General features: G+C 66.1%; 19 protein-coding genes and 2 tRNA genes. 15 read left to right on the forward strand and 6 right to left on the reverse strand.

Translation table 11 applies throughout. The annotated features are described in order from the left end of the window. Nucleotides 1–220: 220 nt before the first annotated feature. From AC1RQK_RS07630 to AC1RQK_RS07640, 3 genes are all read left to right on the forward strand, one after another. The gene (locus tag AC1RQK_RS07630) at nucleotides 221–1,438 is read left to right on the forward strand and encodes a GGDEF domain-containing protein (protein WP_492808314.1); all 1,218 of its coding nucleotides are present in this window, start codon (nucleotides 221–223) and stop codon (nucleotides 1,436–1,438) included. Nucleotides 1,439–1,564: 126 nt separating this feature from the next. Continuing rightward, a complete protein-coding gene (gene cysK / locus AC1RQK_RS07635) occupies nucleotides 1,565–2,482 on the forward strand; it encodes a cysteine synthase A (RefSeq protein WP_441636112.1) in 918 nt (305 codons plus the stop codon). A 195-nt stretch (nucleotides 2,483–2,677) separates the two neighbouring features. Next, a complete protein-coding gene (locus tag AC1RQK_RS07640) occupies nucleotides 2,678–2,878 on the forward strand; it encodes a hypothetical protein (protein WP_492370556.1) in 201 nt (66 codons plus the stop codon). 19 nt (nucleotides 2,879–2,897) lie between these two features. On the opposite strand, the gene AC1RQK_RS07645 is transcribed toward AC1RQK_RS07640, so the two are convergent. Beyond that, nucleotides 2,898–4,631 (reverse strand): M14 family metallopeptidase, encoded by a 1,734-nt coding sequence (locus AC1RQK_RS07645; RefSeq protein WP_492370557.1) that lies wholly within the window; start codon nucleotides 4,629–4,631, stop codon nucleotides 2,898–2,900. A gap of 616 nt (nucleotides 4,632–5,247) precedes the next feature. Between AC1RQK_RS07645 and AC1RQK_RS07650 the strand changes: the two genes are divergently transcribed. From AC1RQK_RS07650 to AC1RQK_RS07665, 4 genes are all read left to right on the forward strand, one after another. Further along, complete coding sequence (locus AC1RQK_RS07650; protein ID WP_492370558.1) at nucleotides 5,248–5,538, forward strand: hypothetical protein; 291 nt, start codon at nucleotides 5,248–5,250, stop codon at nucleotides 5,536–5,538. Nucleotides 5,539–5,827: 289 nt separating this feature from the next. Further along, nucleotides 5,828–6,997: a 4-hydroxybenzoate 3-monooxygenase gene (pobA, locus tag AC1RQK_RS07655; RefSeq protein WP_492808316.1), complete on the forward strand. Its 1,170-nt coding sequence runs from the start codon at nucleotides 5,828–5,830 to the stop codon at nucleotides 6,995–6,997. A 100-nt stretch (nucleotides 6,998–7,097) separates the two neighbouring features. Further along, nucleotides 7,098–8,504 (forward strand): MFS transporter, encoded by a 1,407-nt coding sequence (locus AC1RQK_RS07660; protein WP_492370560.1) that lies wholly within the window; start codon nucleotides 7,098–7,100, stop codon nucleotides 8,502–8,504. 265 nt (nucleotides 8,505–8,769) lie between these two features. Further along, complete coding sequence (locus AC1RQK_RS07665) at nucleotides 8,770–9,600, forward strand: hypothetical protein (protein WP_492808318.1); 831 nt, start codon at nucleotides 8,770–8,772, stop codon at nucleotides 9,598–9,600. Nucleotides 9,601–9,776: 176 nt separating this feature from the next. Here AC1RQK_RS07665 and AC1RQK_RS07670 read toward each other — a convergent pair whose 3' ends face one another. Beyond that, nucleotides 9,777–10,304 (reverse strand): metal-dependent hydrolase, encoded by a 528-nt coding sequence (locus AC1RQK_RS07670; RefSeq protein WP_492370562.1) that lies wholly within the window; start codon nucleotides 10,302–10,304, stop codon nucleotides 9,777–9,779. Nucleotides 10,305–10,465: 161 nt separating this feature from the next. Between AC1RQK_RS07670 and AC1RQK_RS07675 the strand changes: the two genes are divergently transcribed. Further along, entirely contained in the window at nucleotides 10,466–10,867 is a 402-nt protein-coding gene (locus AC1RQK_RS07675) for a hypothetical protein (RefSeq protein ID WP_183037134.1), read from the forward strand. Here AC1RQK_RS07675 and AC1RQK_RS07680 read toward each other — a convergent pair. After that, nucleotides 10,809–11,891: a DMT family transporter gene (locus AC1RQK_RS07680; RefSeq protein ID WP_492808320.1), complete on the reverse strand. Its 1,083-nt coding sequence runs from the start codon at nucleotides 11,889–11,891 to the stop codon at nucleotides 10,809–10,811. The genes AC1RQK_RS07675 and AC1RQK_RS07680 overlap by 59 nt on opposite strands. Before the next feature lie 158 nt (nucleotides 11,892–12,049). Between AC1RQK_RS07680 and AC1RQK_RS07685 the strand changes: the two genes are divergently transcribed. After that, nucleotides 12,050–12,125 (forward strand) — tRNA-Glu (locus tag AC1RQK_RS07685). Nucleotides 12,126–12,203: 78 nt separating this feature from the next. Then, nucleotides 12,204–12,280: transfer RNA gene (locus AC1RQK_RS07690), tRNA-Asp, on the forward strand. 137 nt (nucleotides 12,281–12,417) lie between these two features. Here the strand turns inward: AC1RQK_RS07690 and AC1RQK_RS07695 are convergent. Further along, the gene (locus tag AC1RQK_RS07695) at nucleotides 12,418–13,125 is read right to left on the reverse strand and encodes a GntR family transcriptional regulator (protein WP_492370564.1); all 708 of its coding nucleotides are present in this window, start codon (nucleotides 13,123–13,125) and stop codon (nucleotides 12,418–12,420) included. Next, entirely contained in the window at nucleotides 13,122–14,150 is a 1,029-nt protein-coding gene (locus tag AC1RQK_RS07700) for an asparaginase (RefSeq protein WP_492370565.1), read from the reverse strand. Before AC1RQK_RS07700 ends, AC1RQK_RS07695 begins: the two co-directional genes overlap by 4 nt. A gap of 110 nt (nucleotides 14,151–14,260) precedes the next feature. Here AC1RQK_RS07700 and AC1RQK_RS07705 point away from each other — a divergent pair, with 110 nt between their 5' ends. Next, nucleotides 14,261–15,601 carry an MFS transporter gene (locus tag AC1RQK_RS07705; protein WP_492808321.1) on the forward strand — a complete coding sequence of 447 codons (1,341 nt, stop codon included), beginning with the start codon at nucleotides 14,261–14,263 and terminating at the stop codon, nucleotides 15,599–15,601. 54 nt (nucleotides 15,602–15,655) lie between these two features. On the opposite strand, the gene AC1RQK_RS07710 is transcribed toward AC1RQK_RS07705, so the two are convergent. Beyond that, nucleotides 15,656–17,293, reverse strand: coding sequence for a sensor histidine kinase (locus AC1RQK_RS07710; protein ID WP_492370567.1), 1,638 nt, complete (start codon nucleotides 17,291–17,293; stop codon nucleotides 15,656–15,658). A gap of 80 nt (nucleotides 17,294–17,373) precedes the next feature. On the opposite strand from AC1RQK_RS07710, the gene AC1RQK_RS07715 reads away from it, so the two are divergent. The 4 genes from AC1RQK_RS07715 to AC1RQK_RS07730 all read left to right on the forward strand — a co-directional run bounded on the left by AC1RQK_RS07715 (nucleotide 17,374) and on the right by AC1RQK_RS07730 (nucleotide 21,924). Continuing rightward, entirely contained in the window at nucleotides 17,374–17,979 is a 606-nt protein-coding gene (locus tag AC1RQK_RS07715) for a response regulator transcription factor (protein WP_492808324.1), read from the forward strand. Nucleotides 17,980–18,152: 173 nt separating this feature from the next. Continuing rightward, nucleotides 18,153–18,845, forward strand: coding sequence for a DUF746 domain-containing protein (locus AC1RQK_RS07720; protein ID WP_492370569.1), 693 nt, complete (start codon nucleotides 18,153–18,155; stop codon nucleotides 18,843–18,845). A 625-nt stretch (nucleotides 18,846–19,470) separates the two neighbouring features. Next, the gene (locus tag AC1RQK_RS07725) at nucleotides 19,471–20,721 is read left to right on the forward strand and encodes a TolC family protein (protein ID WP_492370570.1); all 1,251 of its coding nucleotides are present in this window, start codon (nucleotides 19,471–19,473) and stop codon (nucleotides 20,719–20,721) included. A gap of 21 nt (nucleotides 20,722–20,742) precedes the next feature. Then, complete coding sequence (locus tag AC1RQK_RS07730; RefSeq protein WP_492370571.1) at nucleotides 20,743–21,924, forward strand: efflux RND transporter periplasmic adaptor subunit; 1,182 nt, start codon at nucleotides 20,743–20,745, stop codon at nucleotides 21,922–21,924. The last annotated feature ends 1 nt before the right edge of the window (nucleotide 21,925 follow it).

Consider the following 21,925-nt stretch of genomic DNA (forward strand, 5'->3'; position numbering starts at 1 on the left):
CGCGGCGCTGTGTAGAATTTTCTCAAACAAAAAAACATCTTCACATCGGCAGGAATGGACCCGGACAAGCACCGGCCGGACGCCGCATTCGGGAATGTCGCAAGTCGCGAGCTGGCTCACGCACGGGCTCCACGCAGTACGCGATACGCAATACGCGCGAACCCACCTTCGAAGGCAAACTCCTGCGCAGCGATGCTGCGCCGAACTCGATGGGGATCTCATGCAGTCAGATGAGGGCACTGCCGTGATGGCACTGCTTGTCCTGTTCACCGCCACGCAAATCATCCTCGCGGCCCTGATGCTGGCTTTGCGCCAGAGCGCCGTAGGCCGCGCATGGGTCGCAGGCCAGGTGCTGGCCTGCGCCGCGGGCCTGTTGGTGATCGACGCGCGCGGCGGGCCCGCATGGTTCCTGCTGGTGGCGCCCGCCCTGGGCGTAGCCGCCCAGTTGCTGATCCATCGCGGCATATCGCTGACCGGCGACCGCCCTTCGGCCCCCGTGCCGCTCGCTGCCGGCGTGCTTGCCATCTTTGCGGTGCTGGCTGCCGGCGCTCTGGACAGCGGCAGCCGCCTGGCCGAAGTCACCGGCTACGTGGTAGCCGCCATTACCGCCTGCTTCACCCTGGCCTGCCTGCTGCGGCGCCCGCTTGCGCTGACCCGCCGCAGCCGCCCGCTGGTGCTTGCCGCGTGCGGCCTGCAACTGCTGGCGCAATGCTGCGGGCTGTATGCGATGCTGGAAGCCGGTGCCCCCGTGCCAGCCCTGAGTGCCGAAGCCTTGCTCCTGCTGCGGCTGCTGCCCGCTTTTGTCGCGATCCTCGCTGGCCTGGCGGGCTTCACGCTGATGACCATGGAAGCCATGCTGGCCGAGCAGGAGAAGCAGGCACGCCTCGATGCATTGACGGGGCTGCTGAACCGCGGTGCCGTGGATGGCGCGGCGATGGTGCTGGCCGCTGAATTCAACCGCCACGGCCATCCGCTGAGCTGCCTGGTGATCGACATCGACCGCTTCAAGTACATCAACGACAGCAGCGGCCACCGCGCCGGCGACCGCATCCTGCAGCAGATCGGCCGCGTCCTGAAGGAAACGCACCGCGGCGCGGACCTCGCGGGCCGCTACGGCGGTGAGGAGTTCTGCGTGCTTTGCCCGCATACCACTGAAGCCGATGCCCTCCTGCTGGCCAACCGCATCCTGCGTGGCATCCGCGCCATCGCGTTGCCCCACGAGCTTGGCGGGTTCGCCAGCGCCAGCATCGGCGTTGCGCAGATCCGCGAGCGCGAGGACGGTGGGGCCGCCACCTGGGACAAGCTGTTTGGCAGCGCGGACCGCGCCTTGTATGAAGCCAAGCGGCGTGGCCGCAGCCGGGTCGTGCTCGCCTCCGAGCTGGAAGCGCTGCCGGCGCCTGAGCGCTGCCTGCCCACGCGCACCGAGGCCTGCCACTAGGCGCTGGCGCGCGCCAATATGACGGCGAAATCGCATTGCCGACGCGCCGCCCGCTAGAATCCTCCAGTGCATGCTTGTCCGGACCCGTTTGCTAGTCCGGTTCGAAACCATTCCTGGAGATCCTAAATGAAGGCCGACAATATCCTGCAGACCATTGGCAATACGCCCCATATCCGTGTTCAGCGGCTCTTTGGCGATACCCATCAGGTCTGGATCAAGTCCGAGCGCGCCAACCCGGGAGGCTCCATCAAGGACCGCATCGCGCTGTCGATGGTCGAGGCGGCCGAGCAATCCGGCGTGCTCAAGCCGGGCGGCACCATCATCGAGCCCACCTCGGGCAATACCGGGATCGGCCTGGCCATGGTGGCGGCGGTCAAGGGCTACAAGCTGGTGCTGGTGATGCCGGACAGCATGTCGGTGGAACGCCGCCGCCTGATGCTGGCCTACGGCGCCACCTTCGACCTGACCCCGCGCGAAAAGGGCATGAAGGGCGCCATCGCCCGTGCCGAGGAGCTGGTGGCGGCCACGCCGGGCGCCTGGATGCCGCAGCAGTTCGAGAACCCCGCCAATATCGAGGTCCACGTCAACACCACCGCGCTGGAGATCCTTGCGGACTTCCCGCAGGGCATCGATGCCCTGATCACTGGCGTGGGCACGGGCGGCCATATCACCGGCTGCGCCCGCGTGCTCAAGCAAAAATGGCCCGCGCTGAAGGTCTATGCCGTCGAGCCGGTCGCCTCACCGGTCATTTCCGGCGGCGCGCCCGCGCCCCACCCGATCCAGGGCATCGGCGCTGGCTTCATTCCCCGCAACCTGGATACCGTCCTGCTTGATGGCGTGATCCAGGTCGACGCCGAGCCGGCGCGCGAAATGGCGCGCCGCGCCGCGCGCGAGGAAGGCATGCTGGTGGGCATTTCGTCAGGCGCCACCCTGGCCGCGATCGCGCAGAAGCTGCCGGACCTGCCGGCCGGCGCCACCGTGCTGGGCTTCAACTACGACACCGGCGAGCGCTATCTCACCGTGGAAGGCTTCCTGCCCGCCTGAGGCGACGCAGCATTGCTGGATTCTCTTCAGGCGGCGAAGCTCGCCGTGAACCATACTGGAGATTGACAGGCGCCGGCGCGAGCATGCGCGGGCGGCCGAATATGCCGATATGGCGCGCCGGCGCCCCTGCCGCCCGGCGCGGCAGGGCTTGCCATGGCGTTGACACAAGCATTGACACAAGGACAAGGAGCTGAGATGAGCATCCCGAGTTATGAAGTTGCCCGACTGGCGTCCCTGGCGGTGCGGCTTGCGCTATCTTCCGGCCTGTCGCACGAAGAGATGCAGGCTGCGCTCAGCCTCGCGGCCACCATGATCGAGCAGGACGAAGGCGCAACGCCTGAAAGCACGGCGGCGGCAGAGGTGCCGCACGCCAAGGTGACACGCACGATCCACTAACGGCGCGCAACGCGCCCCGTCAACCCAGCAAACCCGCCCAATACAGCTCCGCCGCCGCCAGCACCGCCCGCATCTGGGTGGTGTGCGCCAGGCGAAACGCATCGCCATAGACCGTCTGGTCGGGGAATTCGGTGACCAGCGTGAACGGCACCGTTGACCGGGAATCCTCGAAGATCATGCAGGGAATGCCGTTTAGCACCGGGAACGGCACCTCACCGGCGTGGTTGCCCCACGTCGCCAGCTGGCGGGCATTGAACGCAGCCAGATCCGGCGAAGCCGCCAGTTGCGCAGTCAGCGCCTGCATGAACGCCATGCCATCGCGCCCGGCGTGGTGGCGCAAGATCAGGAAAAAGCCCTTGGGAATGGTCCAGGTCTCGAAGCCCGGCGGCACGTAGCCGGTGAGCGGCCGCGTCCATTCGTGGGCGGGGTAGCCGTGCAGGCTCATGTGCAACCCGGCACCGGTGCGCTCGATGGCTTCCAGCCGGGCCGCTTTCTCCACGAAGGGCGGCGCTGTGCGTGCCTCCAGGTCGTCGCCCAGCGCGGTGTAGCGCGCGGCATGCGACATATGGCGCGGATTGTCCTCGCGCAACTGCACATGCAAGGCTGCGCCATCCGGGTTCTCCAAAGCGATCAGGGCAAAGTGCGCATGCGGGCGCTGCTTGAGCGCCTGTGCCGCGCGCAGCGCCCCGACCACGCCGGACGTTTCGTTGGCATGCTGGCCACCGGAAATCACCAGCCCGGGCAGCGCGCCTTGGATGTGGGTGCCGTGGACCACGCGCCCCTGCGTGGAAAGCACGCTGAAGCGCTTTCCGCCCAGGGCATGCATCTCGACGGCGGCCTCCTCCGGCGTCAGGGGCTGCGAGAGCGCGGCGAGCGCACTCGGGGACAGAGGGGCCGCAGCCGCGTCGGCCGGCGTCGCGGCCGCGACGCGCGGGTGCGGCAACAATGCCACCCGCACCCGCGTGGCACCCTGCGCGTGGCGGATCTCGGGCACGATCTGGCCGGGTTGCAAGGTGCGATCGCCGCGCGGCAAGCCGGCGCGATCCTGGAAGAACTCCAGAACGGAGAAATACAGGTCCTCGTGCAGGGCCTCGCGCGTACTGATGCACTCGTCCTGGTAGGACAGCCGGCATTCGATGCCGCCCGTGTCGATGGCAATGCGAAGCACATCGAAATAGGGCCCCTGCCGGCCCCAGGCATGGCCGCGGATCGCATCCATGGCTGCGGCGAATGCCAGTTCGTACTCGGTGGCGAGCGGGCCGTCCTCCAGCACGGCGCCATCACGCGACAGGCGCAGCCACCCGCACGGCGCGCCAGACTCCGCGAGCGGCACGAACACACGGTGGGCGATGCCGTCCAGTTCGACGACATAGTGGCCTTCGTCGTCTCCGTCGCTCAGGCGAAGGCTGCCTTGCGGCAGCATGCCGGCGAGCGGATAGGTTTCGAGCCGGAAGCGCTGCGACTGTCCCGCCGTTGTAGCCGCGGGCAGGCGCACGGAGATCTCGCCCGCGGCGGCGAGGCGGCCGCCGTCGTGTTCCAGCGCCAACGCCTCGAGGAAGAAATGCAGCAGCGGCTTGTAAGCGCTGTGGATCGCCGCCTGCACGCCAGCGGCGGCAAGCCGCTGCTCGGCCGCGCGGCGCGTGGCGATGTCGTCGAAGACCCAGGCTTGCACGCGTACGCCGGGCATCGCCGCGACGCGCTCAACCAGGGTATCCAGTGTGTGCGAAATGGAGGTATCGAGCAGGATCGTCATGGCTGGCCTTGGCGCCGTGCGCGGTGGGCTGGGTGTCGGATCCGGCATTATAGGCAGGCTCCCGATTGCCCGGGAAGGCGCCTTCCCAGGCGCTGGCCTCGCGCGTTCCCGTAGTGGGTCCAGGCGGCAAAGGTGTTCGTAGGCAATGCCGGGGTGCGGCACATTTGCGCGTGCACATTTCCTTACAACCCGGACATACATTGACACCGCAGGATCGCTAAGCTGCCCCCCTTGAGCAAGCCTGGTCTTGCCATTCCAAGGAAAGTACGCATGAGCCGCTCCCTTTCTCACGCAACCCGACTTCCTGCCGCGCAAGCGCGGCGGCCCCGATGAAGTGGTCCACCATCGTGTTGGTGCTGCTCGGCTGGCTGGGCGGATGTACCGCCATCGGATGGCTGCTGATGGCCTGCGCGGGCATGTTGTCCCAGTAAGCCACAACAGCACGCAGGCGGGCATCTCATCGCTCCGTCATCGATTCACCGAGCTATCGGACAGCTATCGGACCATCAACCACACGCCATTTCGTAACGGGGTATTTCAGCGGCGCGGCCGGATCCGGCTGCGCACCCCAATCATCACTGGCCCATTTCCGCCATTTCCAAGGCAAGGAGAGACCATGTACGATCACGCCGCCATGCCGCGCGAGAGCCACGGCGCCCTCACCACAGGCGCCATGCAAGACACGCCCCCACCGCGCACGAGCCCCACGCGCCGTGCTCGCGCCGTGCGAGCGAACGTTGCCTGCGGCGACGTCCTGATGTCCGATATCGGCCTGCTCAAGCTGTGCCGTCACTGCGCAGAGCACTGGCCGGCTGACGGCGAGTTCTTCGCGCGGGACACGCGCCGCCAGGACGGCCTTGAACACATTTGCAAGGCTTGCCGCAAGGAACAGCGCTCGGGCCGTTGAAGCGCGGCGACATGTATGAAATGTGAAGGCTGTCGCGCGCGGCCGGCGCGCTCGGACGCGTCGCCGCGCACACCGGCGAATATCACAATTCCGGCTAAATTCAACCCATAATCTAGGGTTTTCCCCAGCATCGACAGGACATTTCGGCACATTCCGCGCCAGATTCGGATGTTCGTTTTGTCCTGTTGATGGTTCGTTCCGTCTATTCCCTCCCGTCCCTGGCGCCGCTATTGTTACGTTCAATAGTTACGTGCAATAACAATCCCCATCCCGCACCAGGAGACACGCGATGCGCACACAAGTCGCCATCATCGGCGCCGGCCCCGCCGGCTTGCTGCTCGGGCAGCTGCTCGCCAAGGCCGGCATCGATGCAGTTATCATCGAGCAACGCAGCCCCGACTACATCCTCGGCCGTATCCGCGCCGGCATCCTTGAAAGCGTGACCGCCGATGCGCTGGAGCGCGCTGGCGTGGCGCAGCGCCTGCAGCACGACGGCCTGGTTCACCATGGCATCGAACTGTCCTATGGCGGCGAGCGCCACCACATCGACTTCCACGCGTTGATTGGCCGCTCGGTCACGGTCTACGGTCAGACTGAAGTCACGCGCGATCTGATGGTCGCCCGCGCGGCCGTAAATGCCGTCACGGTGTACGACGCGCAAGACGTCAGCGTGCACGATTTCGATACAGCCTCGCCCGTGGTGCGGTATTTCAAGGACGGCCAGCAGCATGCGTTGCGTTGCGACTTCATCGCTGGCTGCGACGGCTTTCATGGCGTCACGCGGCGCAGCGTGCCCGAGCCATCCAAGCGCATCTTCGAGCGGGTCTATCCCTTCGGCTGGCTCGGCGTGCTCGCCGACACGCCGCCGGTGGCCGATGAGCTGATCTATGCCAGCCACGAGCGCGGCTTCGCGCTGTGCAGCATGCGCTCGCTCACGCGTAGCCGCTATTACGTGCAGGTAAGCGCCGACGAACGGGTCGAGGACTGGTCCGATCGACGCTTCTGGGACGAACTGCGCAGCCGGCTGGACGCCAGCGCCGCCGAGGCGCTGGTGACGGGCGCAAGCATCGAAAAGAGCATCGCGCCGTTACGCAGCTTTGTGTGCGAGCCGATGCGCTTCGGCAACCTGTTCCTGGCGGGCGACGCCGCGCATATCGTGCCACCAACCGGCGCCAAGGGCCTGAACCTGGCCGCCAGCGATGTCCTCTACCTGGCCGACGGCCTGATCGCGCGCTACCTGCACGACGATGCCAGCGAGCTGGACGCGTACTCGCAGAAATGCCTGCGCCGGGTCTGGAAGGCAGAGCGCTTCTCGTGGTGGATGACATCGCTCCTGCATCGCTTCCCCGATGCCGATGACTTCGCGCTGCGCATCCAGCAAGCCGAACTGGACTACCTCACAGGCTCGCGTGCCGCCCAGATGTCGCTGGCGGAGAACTACGTCGGCCTGCCGTATTGAATACGCCGAATACGCGCGCGATGCCACGCGGCACGCCTTGAGATACCAAGAAAACCAGTGCATTCGCCGCCAACGAGCGGCATAGCAGGAGACCCGCACCATGACGCCCCCAACCAGCGGCCAGCCGGCCGCCTCCCCTGACCGTGCGCGCCATCCCGGCGCCGGCATCGACGTCCAGCAGTTCATCGACAGCCAGCCGTTCTCGCGCTTCCAGTGGATCATCCTGATCCTGTGCTTCCTGATTGTCGCGGCCGATGGCTTCGACACCGCGGCGATCGGCTTTATCGCGCCGATGCTGGCCAAGGAATGGGGCGTCAGCCGCGCCCATCTCGGGCCGGTGATGAGCGCGGCCTTGTTCGGCCTGGCTGCCGGCGCGCTGGTGGCGGGGCCGCTGGCCGACCGCTTTGGCCGCAAGGGCGTGCTGGTCGGCTCGGTCCTGTGCTTCGGCGGCTGGAGCGTGGCATCGGCTTTTTCGACCTCGCTCGAAGCGCTCACGGTCCTGCGTTTCCTGACCGGCCTTGGCCTGGGCGCGGCCATGCCGAACGCGGTCACGCTGATGTCGGAGTACGCGCCCACGCGGCGGCGCTCGCTGGCGGTCAACGCCATGTTCTGCGGTTTTACGCTGGGCTCCTCGGCCGGGGGTTTTGCCGCGGCCTGGCTGATTCCGCACTATGGCTGGCATTCGGTGCTGCTGGTGGGCGGCGTAGCGCCGCTGCTGCTGGCCGTGCTGCTGATCTTCTTGCTGCCAGAGTCCGTGCGTTTCCTGGTGGCGCGCAAGGCCCCGGACGCGCGCATCGCTGCCGCGTTGTCCAAGGTCCACCCGGGTGTGCTGCGCGCCGACGAGCGCTTTCATGTGCAAGAGGCCGCGCCCACCGGCGCTTCCTCGCTGCGCACCATCCTGATGCCCCAGTTCCGCACCGGCACCGTGTTGCTGTGGACCACATACTTCATGGGACTGCTGATCTTCTACCTGCTGACGAGCTGGCTGCCGACGCTGTTCGCCGACGCGGGCTACCCGATCGAGAAGGCCGCGCTCATCACCGCGCTGTTCCCGCTGGGCGGTGGCATCGGTACGCTGACCGTGGGCTGGCTGATGGACCGTGGCCATCCGTGGCGCATCGTGGCCGGCACCTACGCGCTGACTGGCGCGCTGGTCTATGCGGTGGGCCACGGCGCCGGGGACGTGTTCCTGCTCGGCGTGCTGGTGTTTGCCGCCGGCACCTGCATGAACGGCGCGCAATCCTCCATGCCCACGCTGGCCGCCGGCTTCTATCCCACGCAATGCCGGGCCACCGGCGTGGCCTGGATGCTGGGCATTGGGCGCTTTGGCGGCATCGTCGGCGCGCTGCTGGGCGCGCAGATCCTGGGCTTGGGATGGAGCTTCGGCAAGATCTTCGGCCTGCTCTCGCTGCCCGCCTTTGTCGCCACCGCCGCGCTGCTGATCGCTTCGGCGCGGCCGCGCACCGCGGCGCGGCATGCCGTTGGCCAGCACGATGCCGCGCACTGATCCCCGCGCCAGCCTTCAAACCATCGATCCAACGTTCGCCATGAGTTCGCCACCGATGCCCGGGTAACCCGGTCGCGTCCATCCATCATCAGGATGGTGTACCCGCGCGGTTGGTTCGCTGGCCCACACACCCTGTCTTGCCACAGGCAGGAAACAGCACCGCCCGCTTTGCCTGCCGTCCGGCCGCCGCCTACCATGCTAGCAAAGGTAAGCCCGGCTACAGGGCGGCTGTACCAGAGAGAAATCGTGGTGAGGCGGGGACATTTTGGCGAATTACCTGGAAGAGTACTGCGCGCGCATCCGGCGCGCAGCGGCGACAGCCGTGATCGACAAGCCGGTGCTGGTGGATCGCGATGGCATCTACGCGATGTGCTACGTGCCGTTCGAGCACAGCCATGAGCGCGCTCGGCTGGTATTGGTGAGCACCACGCCCGGGCACACCCACGTGCAGCTAGCGGCGGAGCTGACCGAGAGCCTGCTGCAGCGGCATGCGCCCGGGCGCACCATCCAGCGCGAGAACAAACGGCGCGTGGAACTCGGCGGCCCGCTCGTGCGGCCCAACCTGATTCGCATGCTGGATCATTTCGGCATCGCGCAACTGGTCGGGCTGTCCGATGCCGCATCGCTCTGGGATGATGGTTTCGAGCGGCTGCAGCCGATGGCCTTGCTGCCCTATGCCACCACGCGGCGCGGCCTGGCTTTCGATGGCGACCTGGAAGAGCTGATGGCGGTGCCGATGCTGCGCAGGGTGTTCGAGAACCTGTTCCTCGGCGCGCTCAGGCAGATGGATGACCAGGCGCTCTACCTGGCGCTGGGGCGCACTCCGTGGGCCGCGCTGGGCCATGCCGTCGACCGCGGCCTGCTGCAGCGCCGGCAACTGCTGGGCATGATGCCCGTGCCCGCGCGCGCGGGCAGCATGGTGAAGTACTTCCTGCGCGAGGTCAGCGTCGATGCACTCTCCCCGCGAGACCCCGTGCGCCATCGCACCGCATGGCTCGACGCCGCGCATGACGAACTGGTGGCGGCAGTGCGCCGGCAAAGGCGTGACGCGGACGCGAGCCAGCCCGGCACGGCGGCGACCTGCCTGGAGGCTTGAAGCTGGCCGCCGGCCACTTCCCGATATGCCGAGGCCATCACCCCACGTCGGTGGGGTTCATGTGGCACTTGGGCGCGCCGTTAGCCTTCTCTGAGGGAATTGCCTCCCTCGACATTCCCGATCGGCGGCCCCTTGTGGCCGCCTCTTTTTTTGTGCGGGCGCTCGCGCCCAGGCATTCAAACCCGCAAGTGCCAGGCCCGCAAGTATTGGAACAGGTCCAGCCCGTGCGCGCCGTGGAACCATACGTGGCGTGACAACGCCAGTGCGCCCATCCACGAGGCCGCGACCACCAGCAGGTCGCATCGTCCGCTCTTCCACCAGTTCAGCGAATGCCGCCCGAGAATCCAGGGCACGCCGAGTGGGTTGGGCCAATCGGCCAGCAAGTGCATCAGCCCGCCACAGGCAAACCCGAATGCCGGCGCGGCCAGCGCATGCGCGCCCAGGGCGCGGTGCGCAAACACCAGCAGCGCCAGCCAGGCGATGCCCCAGTGCGTCCAGGTACGGTGAGTGATCCACAGCCGGCGGGATCTGGACCACCAGGCGACCTCCAGCCAGTCGGGCGCGCCGCCGCCGGCCGCGCCCGCAAAAAAGGCAAGCACCGCGGCCATGTGATACGGGCCGCCGGCACCGGACTGGGCGACCACCGCGGCGGCGGCGAGGCCTGCCGCCCATCCGGTGGCATGGTGTGCTTTGCTGGAAGCCATGACGTAGATGCGCTCATCGGGAGCCGTGAAATGAAGGGGCGCAATGGTGGCAGATCGCACCGCAAAAGAACAGGGCTCGGAGCGCGGCTTGCACCTATCCGCCGCGCGCGCTAACTTGGAAGCTGCTTGCGGCAAATGCGCCGCGCACCTTGGGAGGTGTCATGAGATCGCAAATTGCCCGGCAGGCCCGCGCAATCCTGGCGGCATCCCTGTGGCTAGCCGCGGCGGCACATGGCCAGCCGGTGGAATCCGGGCCGCTCACCATCGGCGGCTCGCTGGTGGTGGAAGGCCCCCTCACCGTCCATGGCACGCTGACCGTGGACGGCAGCGTCCTTGCGCACGGCCCGCTGACCGCAGCCTGGTTTGCCAATCGCCCACCGGTCTATGGACAGCCGCCTGGCGCAGGGCGGCAGAAGGTGTTTCACGGCCCGCTCACCGTGCACGGGCCCTTGGTGGTGGAAGGCAACATGCTGGTCAACGGGCCGGTCAACGTCGATGGGCCGCTTAGCGCGGGAGGCAGCATCGACGCCGACGGCCCCATGCGCGAGCGGCGGCGCCAATGACGTGCCTGTCGATCAGGCCGATTGCCGGCGCGCGGACGTGCGACCGGCCAGTCATCGCGAGCGCCGCGCCGCCGATGATGAGTGCGGCCGCGCCTGCCAGCGTCCACGTCAGCGTGGCAAAGCCGAACCACACCAGCAGCAGCGTAGCCATCAGCGGCGTGCCATATGACAACACCCCCAGCAACGCCAGGCGACCGTGCTTGGTGCCGTGGTCCCACGCTGCGAAGGCCACGCCGGTCGGCCCCACGCCCAGCAGCAGCGCCGCGAGCCATTCGCCGGCGCTCGGCATCACGGTGGATTCCAGCGCAAGGTGGCACAACACACCGCACAGGGCCACTGCCCCGCACACGCTGACCATGGTGGTGCTTGGCACCTCGCCGTAGCGCCGGTTGGCAACCGAGTAGCCCGACCAGATCAGGGCGCATGCGAGCGCGGCCAGGTAGCCCGTCGCCGCGCCGGCCTGCGTGCCTGCCGGCAAGGCCGCCGGCGCGGCTTGCGGCGTGCCCTTGACGATCAGCAAGGTGCCGAGGAACCCCAGCATCGCGGCAGCGACCTGCCGCCTGCCCAAGGCGCCACCCGGCGCCAGCGCGCAGAACAGCACCATCAGCAAGGGCCAGAGATAGGCCAGCAAGCTGGCCTCGGCCGGCGGGATCACCGCGAACGCGTAGAAATACAGGGCGTGATAGAGAAAGATGGCGCCGAAGGCGAAGAGCCATGCCCGGGCCCGGCTGCCTGGCGGTTCGCATGGCGCAGCGGTGCGCCGATGCAGCGCCAGCCACGGCAGCCCCAACAGGAATGCCACGCCGAAGCTCAGCGCCAGCAATTCGAATGGCGGCAAGCGGCGGGCCTGGGCGGTCAACAGGGGAAGCGTGGCCCACAGCAGCAGCGCGAAGGCGCCGATGGCGGTGGGGCCGATCAGGCGGCCGGCAGGATGGGATTGGGTCGGCATGGCAATGGCGTCGAGAGTCAGTGCGAGAGTCAACGTGAGACGCAGGCAATCCCGCATGGACAGCATCGTGGCCATGCCCCTGCTGCCTGTCTTGGCAAATACGGCTATGCGATGCGCGCGCCGTTTGACGATTTGCGGGGGAGAATAAACAGGGGCTTCCCATCGCGAAAAAAGGGCGCTATAATCGCGCCCCTCGCGACACGAAATGTACATGACGTAGCGAGCAAGTCTCAGTCCCCATCGTCTAGAGGCCTAGGACATCACCCTTTCACGGTGAGTACAGGGGTTCGAATCCCCTTGGGGACGCCAGTTTCGAGAGCAACGCCACCAAGCGCAGCCTCAACACGAGCGTCGGAAACCGCAACAAGCGGGTTCCACAGCCACTGCGGAGTGGTAGTTCAGTTGGTTAGAATACCGGCCTGTCACGCCGGGGGTCGCGGGTTCGAGTCCCGTCCACTCCGCCAGCATTGCCTGGATACTGCTCGAATGCCGCATATCCAGGAAAAAATATAGCCCGCCATCAGGTGGGCTATTTTTTTGCCTGCCACCTGCCTGCCACCACCCGGCAGGCTCGCAGCGAACGCCCGCTGGTGCGCCTGCGCTATGCCCCGCCGTTGTCCACAGCATCGGAACTATCGATCGCCCGCACGATGATCTTCAGCGTGTCGTCCAGGTGATGGATGGTCTGGCGCTTGGCGGTCTCGGCATCGCGCTGCCTGTACTGGGACAGGATTTCGGCATGCTCGGCATTGCTCTGCGCAATATGTTCCGGGCTCATGTAGAGCGACAGCGAGATATACGGCGCAGCCGAATCGCGCAGCGTCTTGACCAGGTGGGCCAGCCTGCTGTGTTCCTGGGATGCCCAGAGTGCCGCGTGGAACTCCAGGTTCAGCTCGGTCCAGCGCGTGACATCCTGCGTCTGCAGCATCTCCGCATGGAACGCCTCGGCCCGGGCGATATCTTCCGGCGTGATGCCCCGGACCGCCTCTTCGACCATCATCGGCTCCAGCACCTTGCGCAGCCGGTAGATTTCCTGCACATCATCCAGCGTCAGGCCGCGCACGACCGCGCCGCGATGCGCGTCGAAGAACACCAGCCCTTCGGAGATCAGCGTGCGCAATGCTTCCCGAACGGGCGTAGTGCTCATCTCCAGCCGCTTGGCGAGGTCATCCTGGCGCAAGCGCTCGCCCGCGGTCATGCGGCCTTGCAGGATGTCGGCGCGCAACGTCTGCACCGCATACTGGTAGGCAGTCAGCCGGCGCGAAGGCGCGGCTTGCACTCTGGACGGGGGATTCGGCGAAGTCTTCAAGGAACAGGCTGCTGTTGGATGGGCGAATGGCGTGGCAGTGTACCCCACTTCGCAAACGCGTCCGGGATCTGCTCGCGCGGCGTGCCGGCAGCCAGCAACGCACCTAGCAACAGCCGCGCCTTCAACGGATGGAGCCACTTCGAAAGCAAGGCGCCGCGCCGTGCCAGATCGACTTCGGAGCCGGCGAAACCATAGGTTCGGGAGGCCGTTGCCCCAGCCCCGGTGCGACTAGCGATTACCACCGGCACCACCTTGGACAGGCGAGCGACATGCTCGGCGAAGCCGAAGGAGACGTGCCCGGCGCCGAACGCGGCAACCACGATTGCCTCGTAGCCGAGATCAAGCGCGGCCACGGCCAGATCGCCATCGTCGCCCAGGAGCGCCGGCACCACCGCCACCTTTGGAAAACGCCGCGTGGGCGGGCTTGCCAGCGGCCTGTCGACCGGCGGATGAAAGTACTCGGGCTGCCCCTCGACCACCCGCCCCGCGGGCCCGCCGTCAGGCGAGACGAAGGTCTGGACCGACAGGGAATCCGACTTGCAGACCCAGCGCGCCCTGTGAATGGTGTCGTTCATGACAACCAGCACGCCGCGCCCGCGGCTCTGGTCGTCCATGGCGACCTGCACGGCGGCCAGCAGGTTGGCGGGGCCATCCGCTCCCGCGGCCAGCGGCGTGCGCATCGCACCGGTAATGATCAAGGGCTCGGGGTGGCGCCAATACAGATCGAGGAAAAAGGCGGTCTCCTCGATCGTGTCCGTGCCCTGGGTCAGGACGACGCCGCGCGCCCCGCCGGCAACCTTGCCCTCGGCCCATGCCAGGCAGGCCAGCAACTGTTCGGGGCCCAGCGAAGCGCTCGGCAACTGGAAGAGCGGCTCGGCGGAGATATCGGCCAGTTCTCCCAGGCCCGGCACGGCCGCGACCAGCTGGGCGGCGTCCAGCTTGGGGACAACCCCGCCGGCAGCATCCGACGGCGTCATGCTGATGGTGCCCCCTAGCGAGGCGATGGCAACTGATGGGCGAGACATATGGTTTTCCCGTAGCGTTAAGGTATGCATTATGCATTATATATACTATACAATCCGCAAGACAACCTGAGGCTCCTAAGCCAACTCCCAACCCGTTACGGAGACGCACGATGCACCAACACCCGCCGCCCACCCGGTATCGCTTCACCATCTTCTTGCTGATCGTCGTGATTGCGCTGGTCAACTACATTGACCGGGGCGCCATCGCCTATTCGGCCGGGCAGATCATCGGGGAGTACGGCTTCGACCGCGCCGGCTGGGGCGCGGTGCTGGGCTACTTCGGCTACGGTTATATGTTTGGCGCGCTGATCGGCGGTGCGCTGGCAGACCGCCTCGGCGCGAAGCGGGTCTGGGTGATCGCAGGCGTGGCCTGGTCACTGTTCGCGATCTGCATGGTCTGGGCGGGCGACATCGGCCTCGCGGTGTTCGGCGGCTCGGCCCTGAGCGGATTTGCCATGGTGCGCATCCTCTTCGGCTTCTCGGAGGGGCCCGCCTACTCGATCATCAACAAGACCATGTCCGCCTGGGCATCGCCGGCCGAGCGCGGCTTCGCGGTATCCATCGGCCTGCTGAGCACGCCGCTGGGCGCGCTGCTTACCGCGCCGGTAGCGGTCGGCCTGCTGCTGCTCACCGACAGCTGGCGCGCCATGTATGTGGTGCTCGGCGTCCTGGGCCTGGTGCTGATCGCCCTATTCTCGCGCGTCTACACCAACCGGCCCGAGGATCACCCGAAGGTGAATGCGGCAGAACTCGCCCAGATTCAGGCCGGACGGGGTGAAGCCCCCAAAGGCGCCGCAAGCGCAAGCGCCGCCTTGCCTTGGTGGGCGTTCTTCAAGAGCCGCACGCTGGTTTTCAACTCCATCGGCTATTTCTCCTTTATCTACGTCAACTTCATGCTGCTGACGTGGACACCGAAGTACCTGCACGACGAGTTCAACTTCACCCTTTCCTCCCTCTGGTACATCGGGATGATTCCCTGGGTTGGCGCGTGCTTTACGGTATTGCTGGGCGGGCGCATCTCCGACTGGCTGCTAAAGCGCACGGGCAAGCTGGTCATTGCAAGAAGCTGGTTTGCCGCCGCCTCGCTGTTGCTGACAACCCTGTGCTTCCTGATGGTGTCGCAGGCGCACAGCGTGTGGACCGTCATCGCCCTGATGACTTTGGGCAACGCCTTGAACGCCTTGCCGAACTCCGTCTACTGGGCGGTGGTGATCGATACCGCGCCCTCGCGCGTCGGCACGTTCAGCGGCATCATGCATTTCATCGCCAACATCGCTGCGGTCCTGGCGCCCACGCTGGCCGGCATCCTGTCGGCACGCTACGGCTATTCGTCCATGTTCATCGCCACTTCGGTTGCGACGGCGCTGGGCGTGTTCGCCATGCTCCAGGTCCGTCCGGGCGTGGGTCCCCGCCTCGAGCGCGATGCGGGAATCGTTGCCTCGGCAGAATGATCCAAGAGGTCGATGCCCTGGCCCGGGCGTCTGTCTCAAATCCAGCCCAAGCCTTCAGCCCGATGCCGCCGCGCGCGGCAGGCTGACCACGAAGCTCGACCCCTGCCCTTCCTTGCTGGTGACCACGACCTCGCCCTGGTGCAGATCGACCGCCAGCCTGACCAGGTAGAGGCCAACGCCTGCGCCTGCCGTGCCGGCGACATTGCCGCCGCGCACAAAGCGCTCGAAGATATGCTCGCGGTCCTTGTCCGGGATGCCCAGGCCGCGATCGGACACGGACACGCGGATCATGTCGGCGCCGCCGGAAATATGCACAGTGACCGGGGTGCCTGCGGGCGAATACTTGATCGCGTTGCCAACCAGGTTGCTGAAGGCCTGGAACAGCAGCTTGGCGTCGCCATGGAAGATCTCATTCAAGCCAGGGTCGATGATCTCCTCGATGACGGCCGTGGGAGAACTCTCGCGGTGCATCTCGCAGACTTCGTGCACCAGCAGGGTCAGCGAGAAGTCGACGCCTTGCAGCGTGGCAAGGCGCCCGCCGTCCAGCAGTTGCGAGGAATCGAGCAGGTGGTCGATCAGGTTGGTCATGCGCCGCACGGCAACCCGGATCCGCCCGCAGCGCTCGCCGAGGACTTCGGCGCTCGGCGCCTCCTTCATGCGCATGAGCCGCTGCGCGTGGCCGTCGATCACATTGAGCGGCGTGCGAAACTCGTGCGAGGCCATCGAGACGAAATTGCGCTGGAGCACCGCAAGGCGCCGCTCGTTTTCCAGCGTATCCAGCAGCATCGTCGTCTGGGCGGCCAACGCCGCCTTGCTGCGCTCCAGTTCGATCGTATTGTCGCGAAAGCGCACCACGGCGCGGGCGATTTCACCGATCTCATCCTTGCGCCCGGCCCCGGGGATCTCCACGTGAGGATCGTTGTCCATGATGCGGTGCATGCGCTCGACCAGCCCCGCAATGGGGTTCGATACCGCCCTGACCAGATAGATCACCGCCGCGATCACGAGCAAGCCCGACACCAGGATGACGCCGGCAATCAGTTGCCGGGCCTCGTGATAGGCGTCCGCCTCGCGCTCGGTTGCCTGCGCGGCGCCAACCACGTTGCGCTCGGTCAGCACGCCCAGCGTGCCGTTGGCCTGCTCGAAGGCGCTGCGCGACTCGCCGCGATAGAGCGCCACGGCCTGTGTGGTGTCTTTCTGGTGGGCCAGCGAGACCACGCGATCGACCAGTTGCCGGTAAGCCGACCATTGCGTCATGAACTGCTCGTAGAGCGCCAGCTCGGCAGGATCGTGCTCGATCTTGCCATAGCGGGCCTCGACCTCCTTGATCACATCGTCTAGCCGGCTGATCTGCCCCTCGGCCGCGCGCAGGTCGGCGCGCGTCGTCGCGATCAGCGCGTCGCCCTCGAACGCGCGGTAGTCCGAAATATAATTGTTGAGGTCGCCCAGGATACGGTTGCTCAGCAGCCAGCGGCCGCTGATCTGCGCCGACACGCTGTGAAAGTTGCTGAGCCGGTTGATGCCAAACAGGCCCACGCCCACCACCAGCAGCAGGAACAGCACGAACACAAGCGACAGCCGGACACGAATCGGCCTGAGCATGGGCACTGAATCGGGCAGCCCGACCAGGCGCCGCCCCAGGCCGCGACGCACTCGCCGGCTGGCGGGCGCCGGACGAATCGAGTGATTCATAAGACTTTTATCCAGAATTTCGCTACGCTGTACGTTGGCGGGCCGCAAGACGCGGCTCGCCGCCGCCACCAAGGACCAGCATGACCGATGCCCGCCGGAAAATCCTCTGCATCGAGGACGATGCCGAAACGGCCGCACTGATCGCCGAAGAGTTGATCGAGCGGGGCTTTGCCGTGAGCATCGCGCACGACGGCCAGCAAGGTTTTGCCGCCATTCTGCGCGACACGCCGGACCTCGTCCTTTGCGACGTGAGTATGCCAGTGATGACCGGCTTCGAACTGCTGGAGAAGATCACTTCGCTGGCGCCGCGCTTTGCCGACATGCCCTTCGTGTTCCTCACGGCACTGGCGCAGCGCGAGGCCGAGCTCAGGGGGCGCAGGCTCGGGGCCGACGACTACGTGACCAAGCCGGTCGATTTCGACATATTGTCCAGCATTGTCGAGGCTCGCCTTGCGCGGATTACGCGCACGCGGCCGGGCCTGCCAGCCGTGCAGCTCAGCGAGCGCGAGGTGGAAGCACTGGTTTGGTCGGCACGGGGCAAGACCTCGGGCGAGATCGCCACCATCCTGGGCCTGTCCAAGCGCACGGTCGACTTCCACATTGACAACGCACGCCAGAAACTCGGCGTGGCCACCCGCATCGAAGCGGTCGTCAAGGCCGCGTCCGCCGGCATCATCAAGCCCTAGCAGCGCGGCGCCGCCCGGCTTACTGTGATCAATCACAGTACTCGGCGGCGGCCAATCCACATAGAATCGGCGCAATTTCATCGCTCCCGGAGCACGGGTTAGCGGGATTTTACGACCAGGGCGCCAGCCCCGGGGTCCACGGCGTCATGGCCGGATCCACCCGCGCCGACGATATGAGCAGATTTCAGCAGCAACGACCCACGCGAGCCGAGGTCGATCCCACCGCCAGCCGCGCGAGCGCGAACGTGCATCTCCATGCGGATGACCTGCGCCGTGCCACGACGCTGATCCATGTGCGTGCGAGCGGGGCGGCGGACGTCTCCGATGCCGACCTGACCGCCTTCCTGCTGTCCGCATGGCGCAAGCTGCACAGCGCCAGCCACCGGCCGCCGCAATGCCCGCGTTGCCGGGCCCGCAAGTCGACCTATGACGGTACCGATGGCAGTAGCCTGCCGCTCTTTCATTGCGCCGGCTGCCGCCAGCGCTTCAGCCGGCTGACCGGCACACCCATGGCGCGGCTCAGGCTGGAGGACAAGGCGGAAGCCTTCTTCAACCTGGCCTCCCAGCAAGTATCGGTCGCCGAAGCGGCACGCCGCCTGGGGATCAAAAGCGAAACCGTCAGGCATTGGTCGATCCAGACCCGCTTGTGGCTGCTGACGCTGGATCCGCAAGGCGATTGGGAGCGGCGCATGCAGCTCGGCGTTCGTTACGCGGTACTGCCGGCGAACTCCCGCGGCGAGCCCGCAAGCGCGGCGCGCGAGTGCAAGTGCACCGTCGCCTCCGACGATAGCGATGCGCTCGCCGAAATGGAAAACGCGCCCCTGTTGATCCGGGTGTGCCCGCTATGCGAACGGACGACGCACTAGCATGGAATAAACCAGATAAAGGAAAGGCAGGATCCTTTTTTTCACGGCCCTAGACCTGATTTAATCAGCAATACCATCGATCAATCCATATTGATTTCGATGTAAACATCCTATTGCCTTTAAATACGGCAACCTATTTCTTTCGCACGCCGGATACAGAGCGTCCCGCGGAATAGATAGTCCTGGCCACTTCCTGCATTTCCCCCATTTCATGGGACAGCGCATGCCAACCGGCTTGCGGCGTGACATGGCAATCCTAAGGGTTTCAATAGCGATTCTGCTATCGCTCTGCGGAATAGTCGATGCTGGATTCCAATTTTCAATTCCCCATGCGGGTAATCCCCTAAATTTCCGAAAGCCATTTGCAATGTTCTGGAAGGGCAATTGAAAGCTTGCCCTGTCATAACTGTTACAAGTAGCGATGGGAGTGTTTATGATTAAAAAACCAACTAACAGAAAAGTTGGAGCAGCCGTCATCCTGGTCTTTTCGGCTCGGGTCGCATGGGGTGTTCAACTAAGCGGAGATACCGATCCGGTCCCGCTTGTTCCGCCTGTGCAGAAAGCGCCTGCTGCCGGCAAAGCGCCAGCCAGCGGGTGGGATCAGGCAGCGCCGCGCGGCGCCGGGGTGAGCGCCACGCCAGCGGCCACGCTCAGCGCCGAAGAAAAGACAAAGGGCCTCGTTGGCCCCGGGTTCTCATTGTGGGAGCTGTCGGAGGAGCTGCGCGCCAACAACCCGCAACTGATCCAGGCGCGCTCGCTCTATATGGCGGCCAAGGCCACCGTGCCGCAGATCGCCGCGCCAAACAACCCGCAGGTGGGCTTTATCTGGGGCAACCTGCCCAAGAACAGCCCGCTGGCGCTGGCGCGCGCCGAGAGCTTCAGCTATACGCTCACGCAGTCGATCCCGTTTCCGGGCAAGAAGGCGCTGGCCGCCGATATCGCCAACACGCAAGCCGAATCGATCGACGCGCAGCGCGACGCGCTGTACCTGCAGCTCTACGCGCAATTGAGCACGACCTACTTCCAGGCGCTGGCGCAGAAGGCGCAGCTCGATGTGCTGCGCCTGAACCTCAAGCGGCTGGAGCAGGTCAAGCAGGTCGCGCGCATCCGCTACGCCAACAACGCGGCGGGCTATGTGGACTACCTCAACGCCCAGGTGGCGCAGAGCAGCGCGCAGAACGATATGTTTGGCCTGGAGCGCCAGCATGACAACGCGCTCAAGACCATCAACACGCTGATCGGCAAGAATCCCGAGTTCCCGCTGGAGCTGCGCCCGGACGCCAGCGCGGCGCGCCTGCCGCCCACGCCGTTGCCTGAGCTGGAAGACATGGCGCTGCGCGATCATCCTAATGTGCGGACATCGCGCTTCCTGGTGGAAGCGGCCGAGAAGGGCGTGCGCCTGGCCCGCAAGGCCTACCTGCCGGACTTCCAGATCATCGGCACCTTCAACGGTAGCAACCCGCCCCTGGGCTTCAAGCCGGCCAGCTACGGCATCGAGTTCGACGTGATCATCCCGCTGTTCTTCTTCACCAAGGAGAAGTACGGCGTGGATGAAGCCGTGGCCAACAAGGTGGCGTCCGATGCCAATGACCAGTCGGTGCGCCAGCAGACGCTGCTGGCGGTGGATACCGCGCACAACAACCTGCGCCAGTCGGTGAACCAGGCCGAGTTCCTGCGCCAGCGGCAACTGCCGGAGGCCATGACCGCCTACAAGATGGCCTTCACCAACTACGCCAACAACAATGCCGACTTCACCGACCTGCTGACCGCCAGCTCCGCGCTCAAGAACGCGGAACTGGCGGTGACGCAGGCCGAGTCCGAGGCGCGCCAGGCTTACTACACGCTCGCCGCCGCGGTGGGCCGGGACAAATTCTGATGGCCGCAAGGCCTTGAACCTATGAACAAGAATCTGATGATCGGCGCTGGCTTTGTGGTGGTCCTGGCCGGCGGTATCTGGGGCGGGAAATACTGGGCCCAGTCCCAACAGCCTGAACAGGCACAACAGGCACAACAGGCGGAGCAAGCCGGCAAGGCCGGCATGGCCGCGCCCTACGCCAAGCCCGAGGCGGCGAAACCCCGCAACGTGCCGTCGCTGCTGACGCTGCCCGAAGGCGGCTTCGACCCGAACGCGGTCAAGTCCGCGGTGTTCAGCACGCAAGCCGTGACGGTCGACACGCCCACGCCCGGCAAGCTGGCCTACAACGTGCAGCAGGCCAAGCTGGCCTCGGCCCGCGTGGCCGGCCGCGTCGAGCGCATCCTGGTGTTCGAGGGCGCCGTGGTGCATGCCGGGCAGCCGCTGGCCGAGCTGTACTCGCCCGAGTACATCTCCGCGCAGAACGAATTCCTGCTCTCGCATAACGCCTTCAAGACGCTCAACAACAGCGACCTGAAGGAACTGGTGGACGATGCCCGCCTGACCATGCAATCGTCCGAGAACAAGCTGCGCGTGCTGGGCGCGACCACCGAGGACATCGCCCGCATCCGCGAGCGCGGCGTGGCCTCCGACACGCTGACCATCCGCGCGCCGATCGGCGGCACCATCGTCAAGCGCGACATGGACCCCGGCTCCTACCTCAATGTCGGCGACTCGCTGATGAGCATCATCGACACTCGCTCGATCTGGTTCACCGGCAACCTGTACGAGAACGACATCAAGAACGTGCGCCTGGGTCAGGTCATCGAGATCGAGACTCCGGCCTACCCGGGCCGGCACTACCGCGGGCGCGTCAGCTTTATCGCGCCCAATGTCGACGCCGATACGCACACCCTGCAGGTACGCTGCGATGTGCCCAACCCGGACGGCACGCTCAAGCCGGAGATGTACGCCACCGCGCGCATCGTCACCGGCAGCGCGCAGGCGCTGGTGGTGCCGCAATCGGCCATCGTCAAGGACCAGGGCAAGCTCTACCTGATGACGCAGCCGGACGACAAGCACATCGAGCGCGTGACCGTGCAGGGCACGCCGCGCAGCGACGGTACCTTCCAGGTCACCGAAGGCGTGCCGGCCGGCGCGTCGGTGCGGGTGGTGACGCAGGGCGGCATGCTGCTCAACGAAATGCTGCTCAAGCAGGAGGCCTGAG

This window comes from Cupriavidus sp. GW822-FHT02D05 (assembly GCF_058802485.1).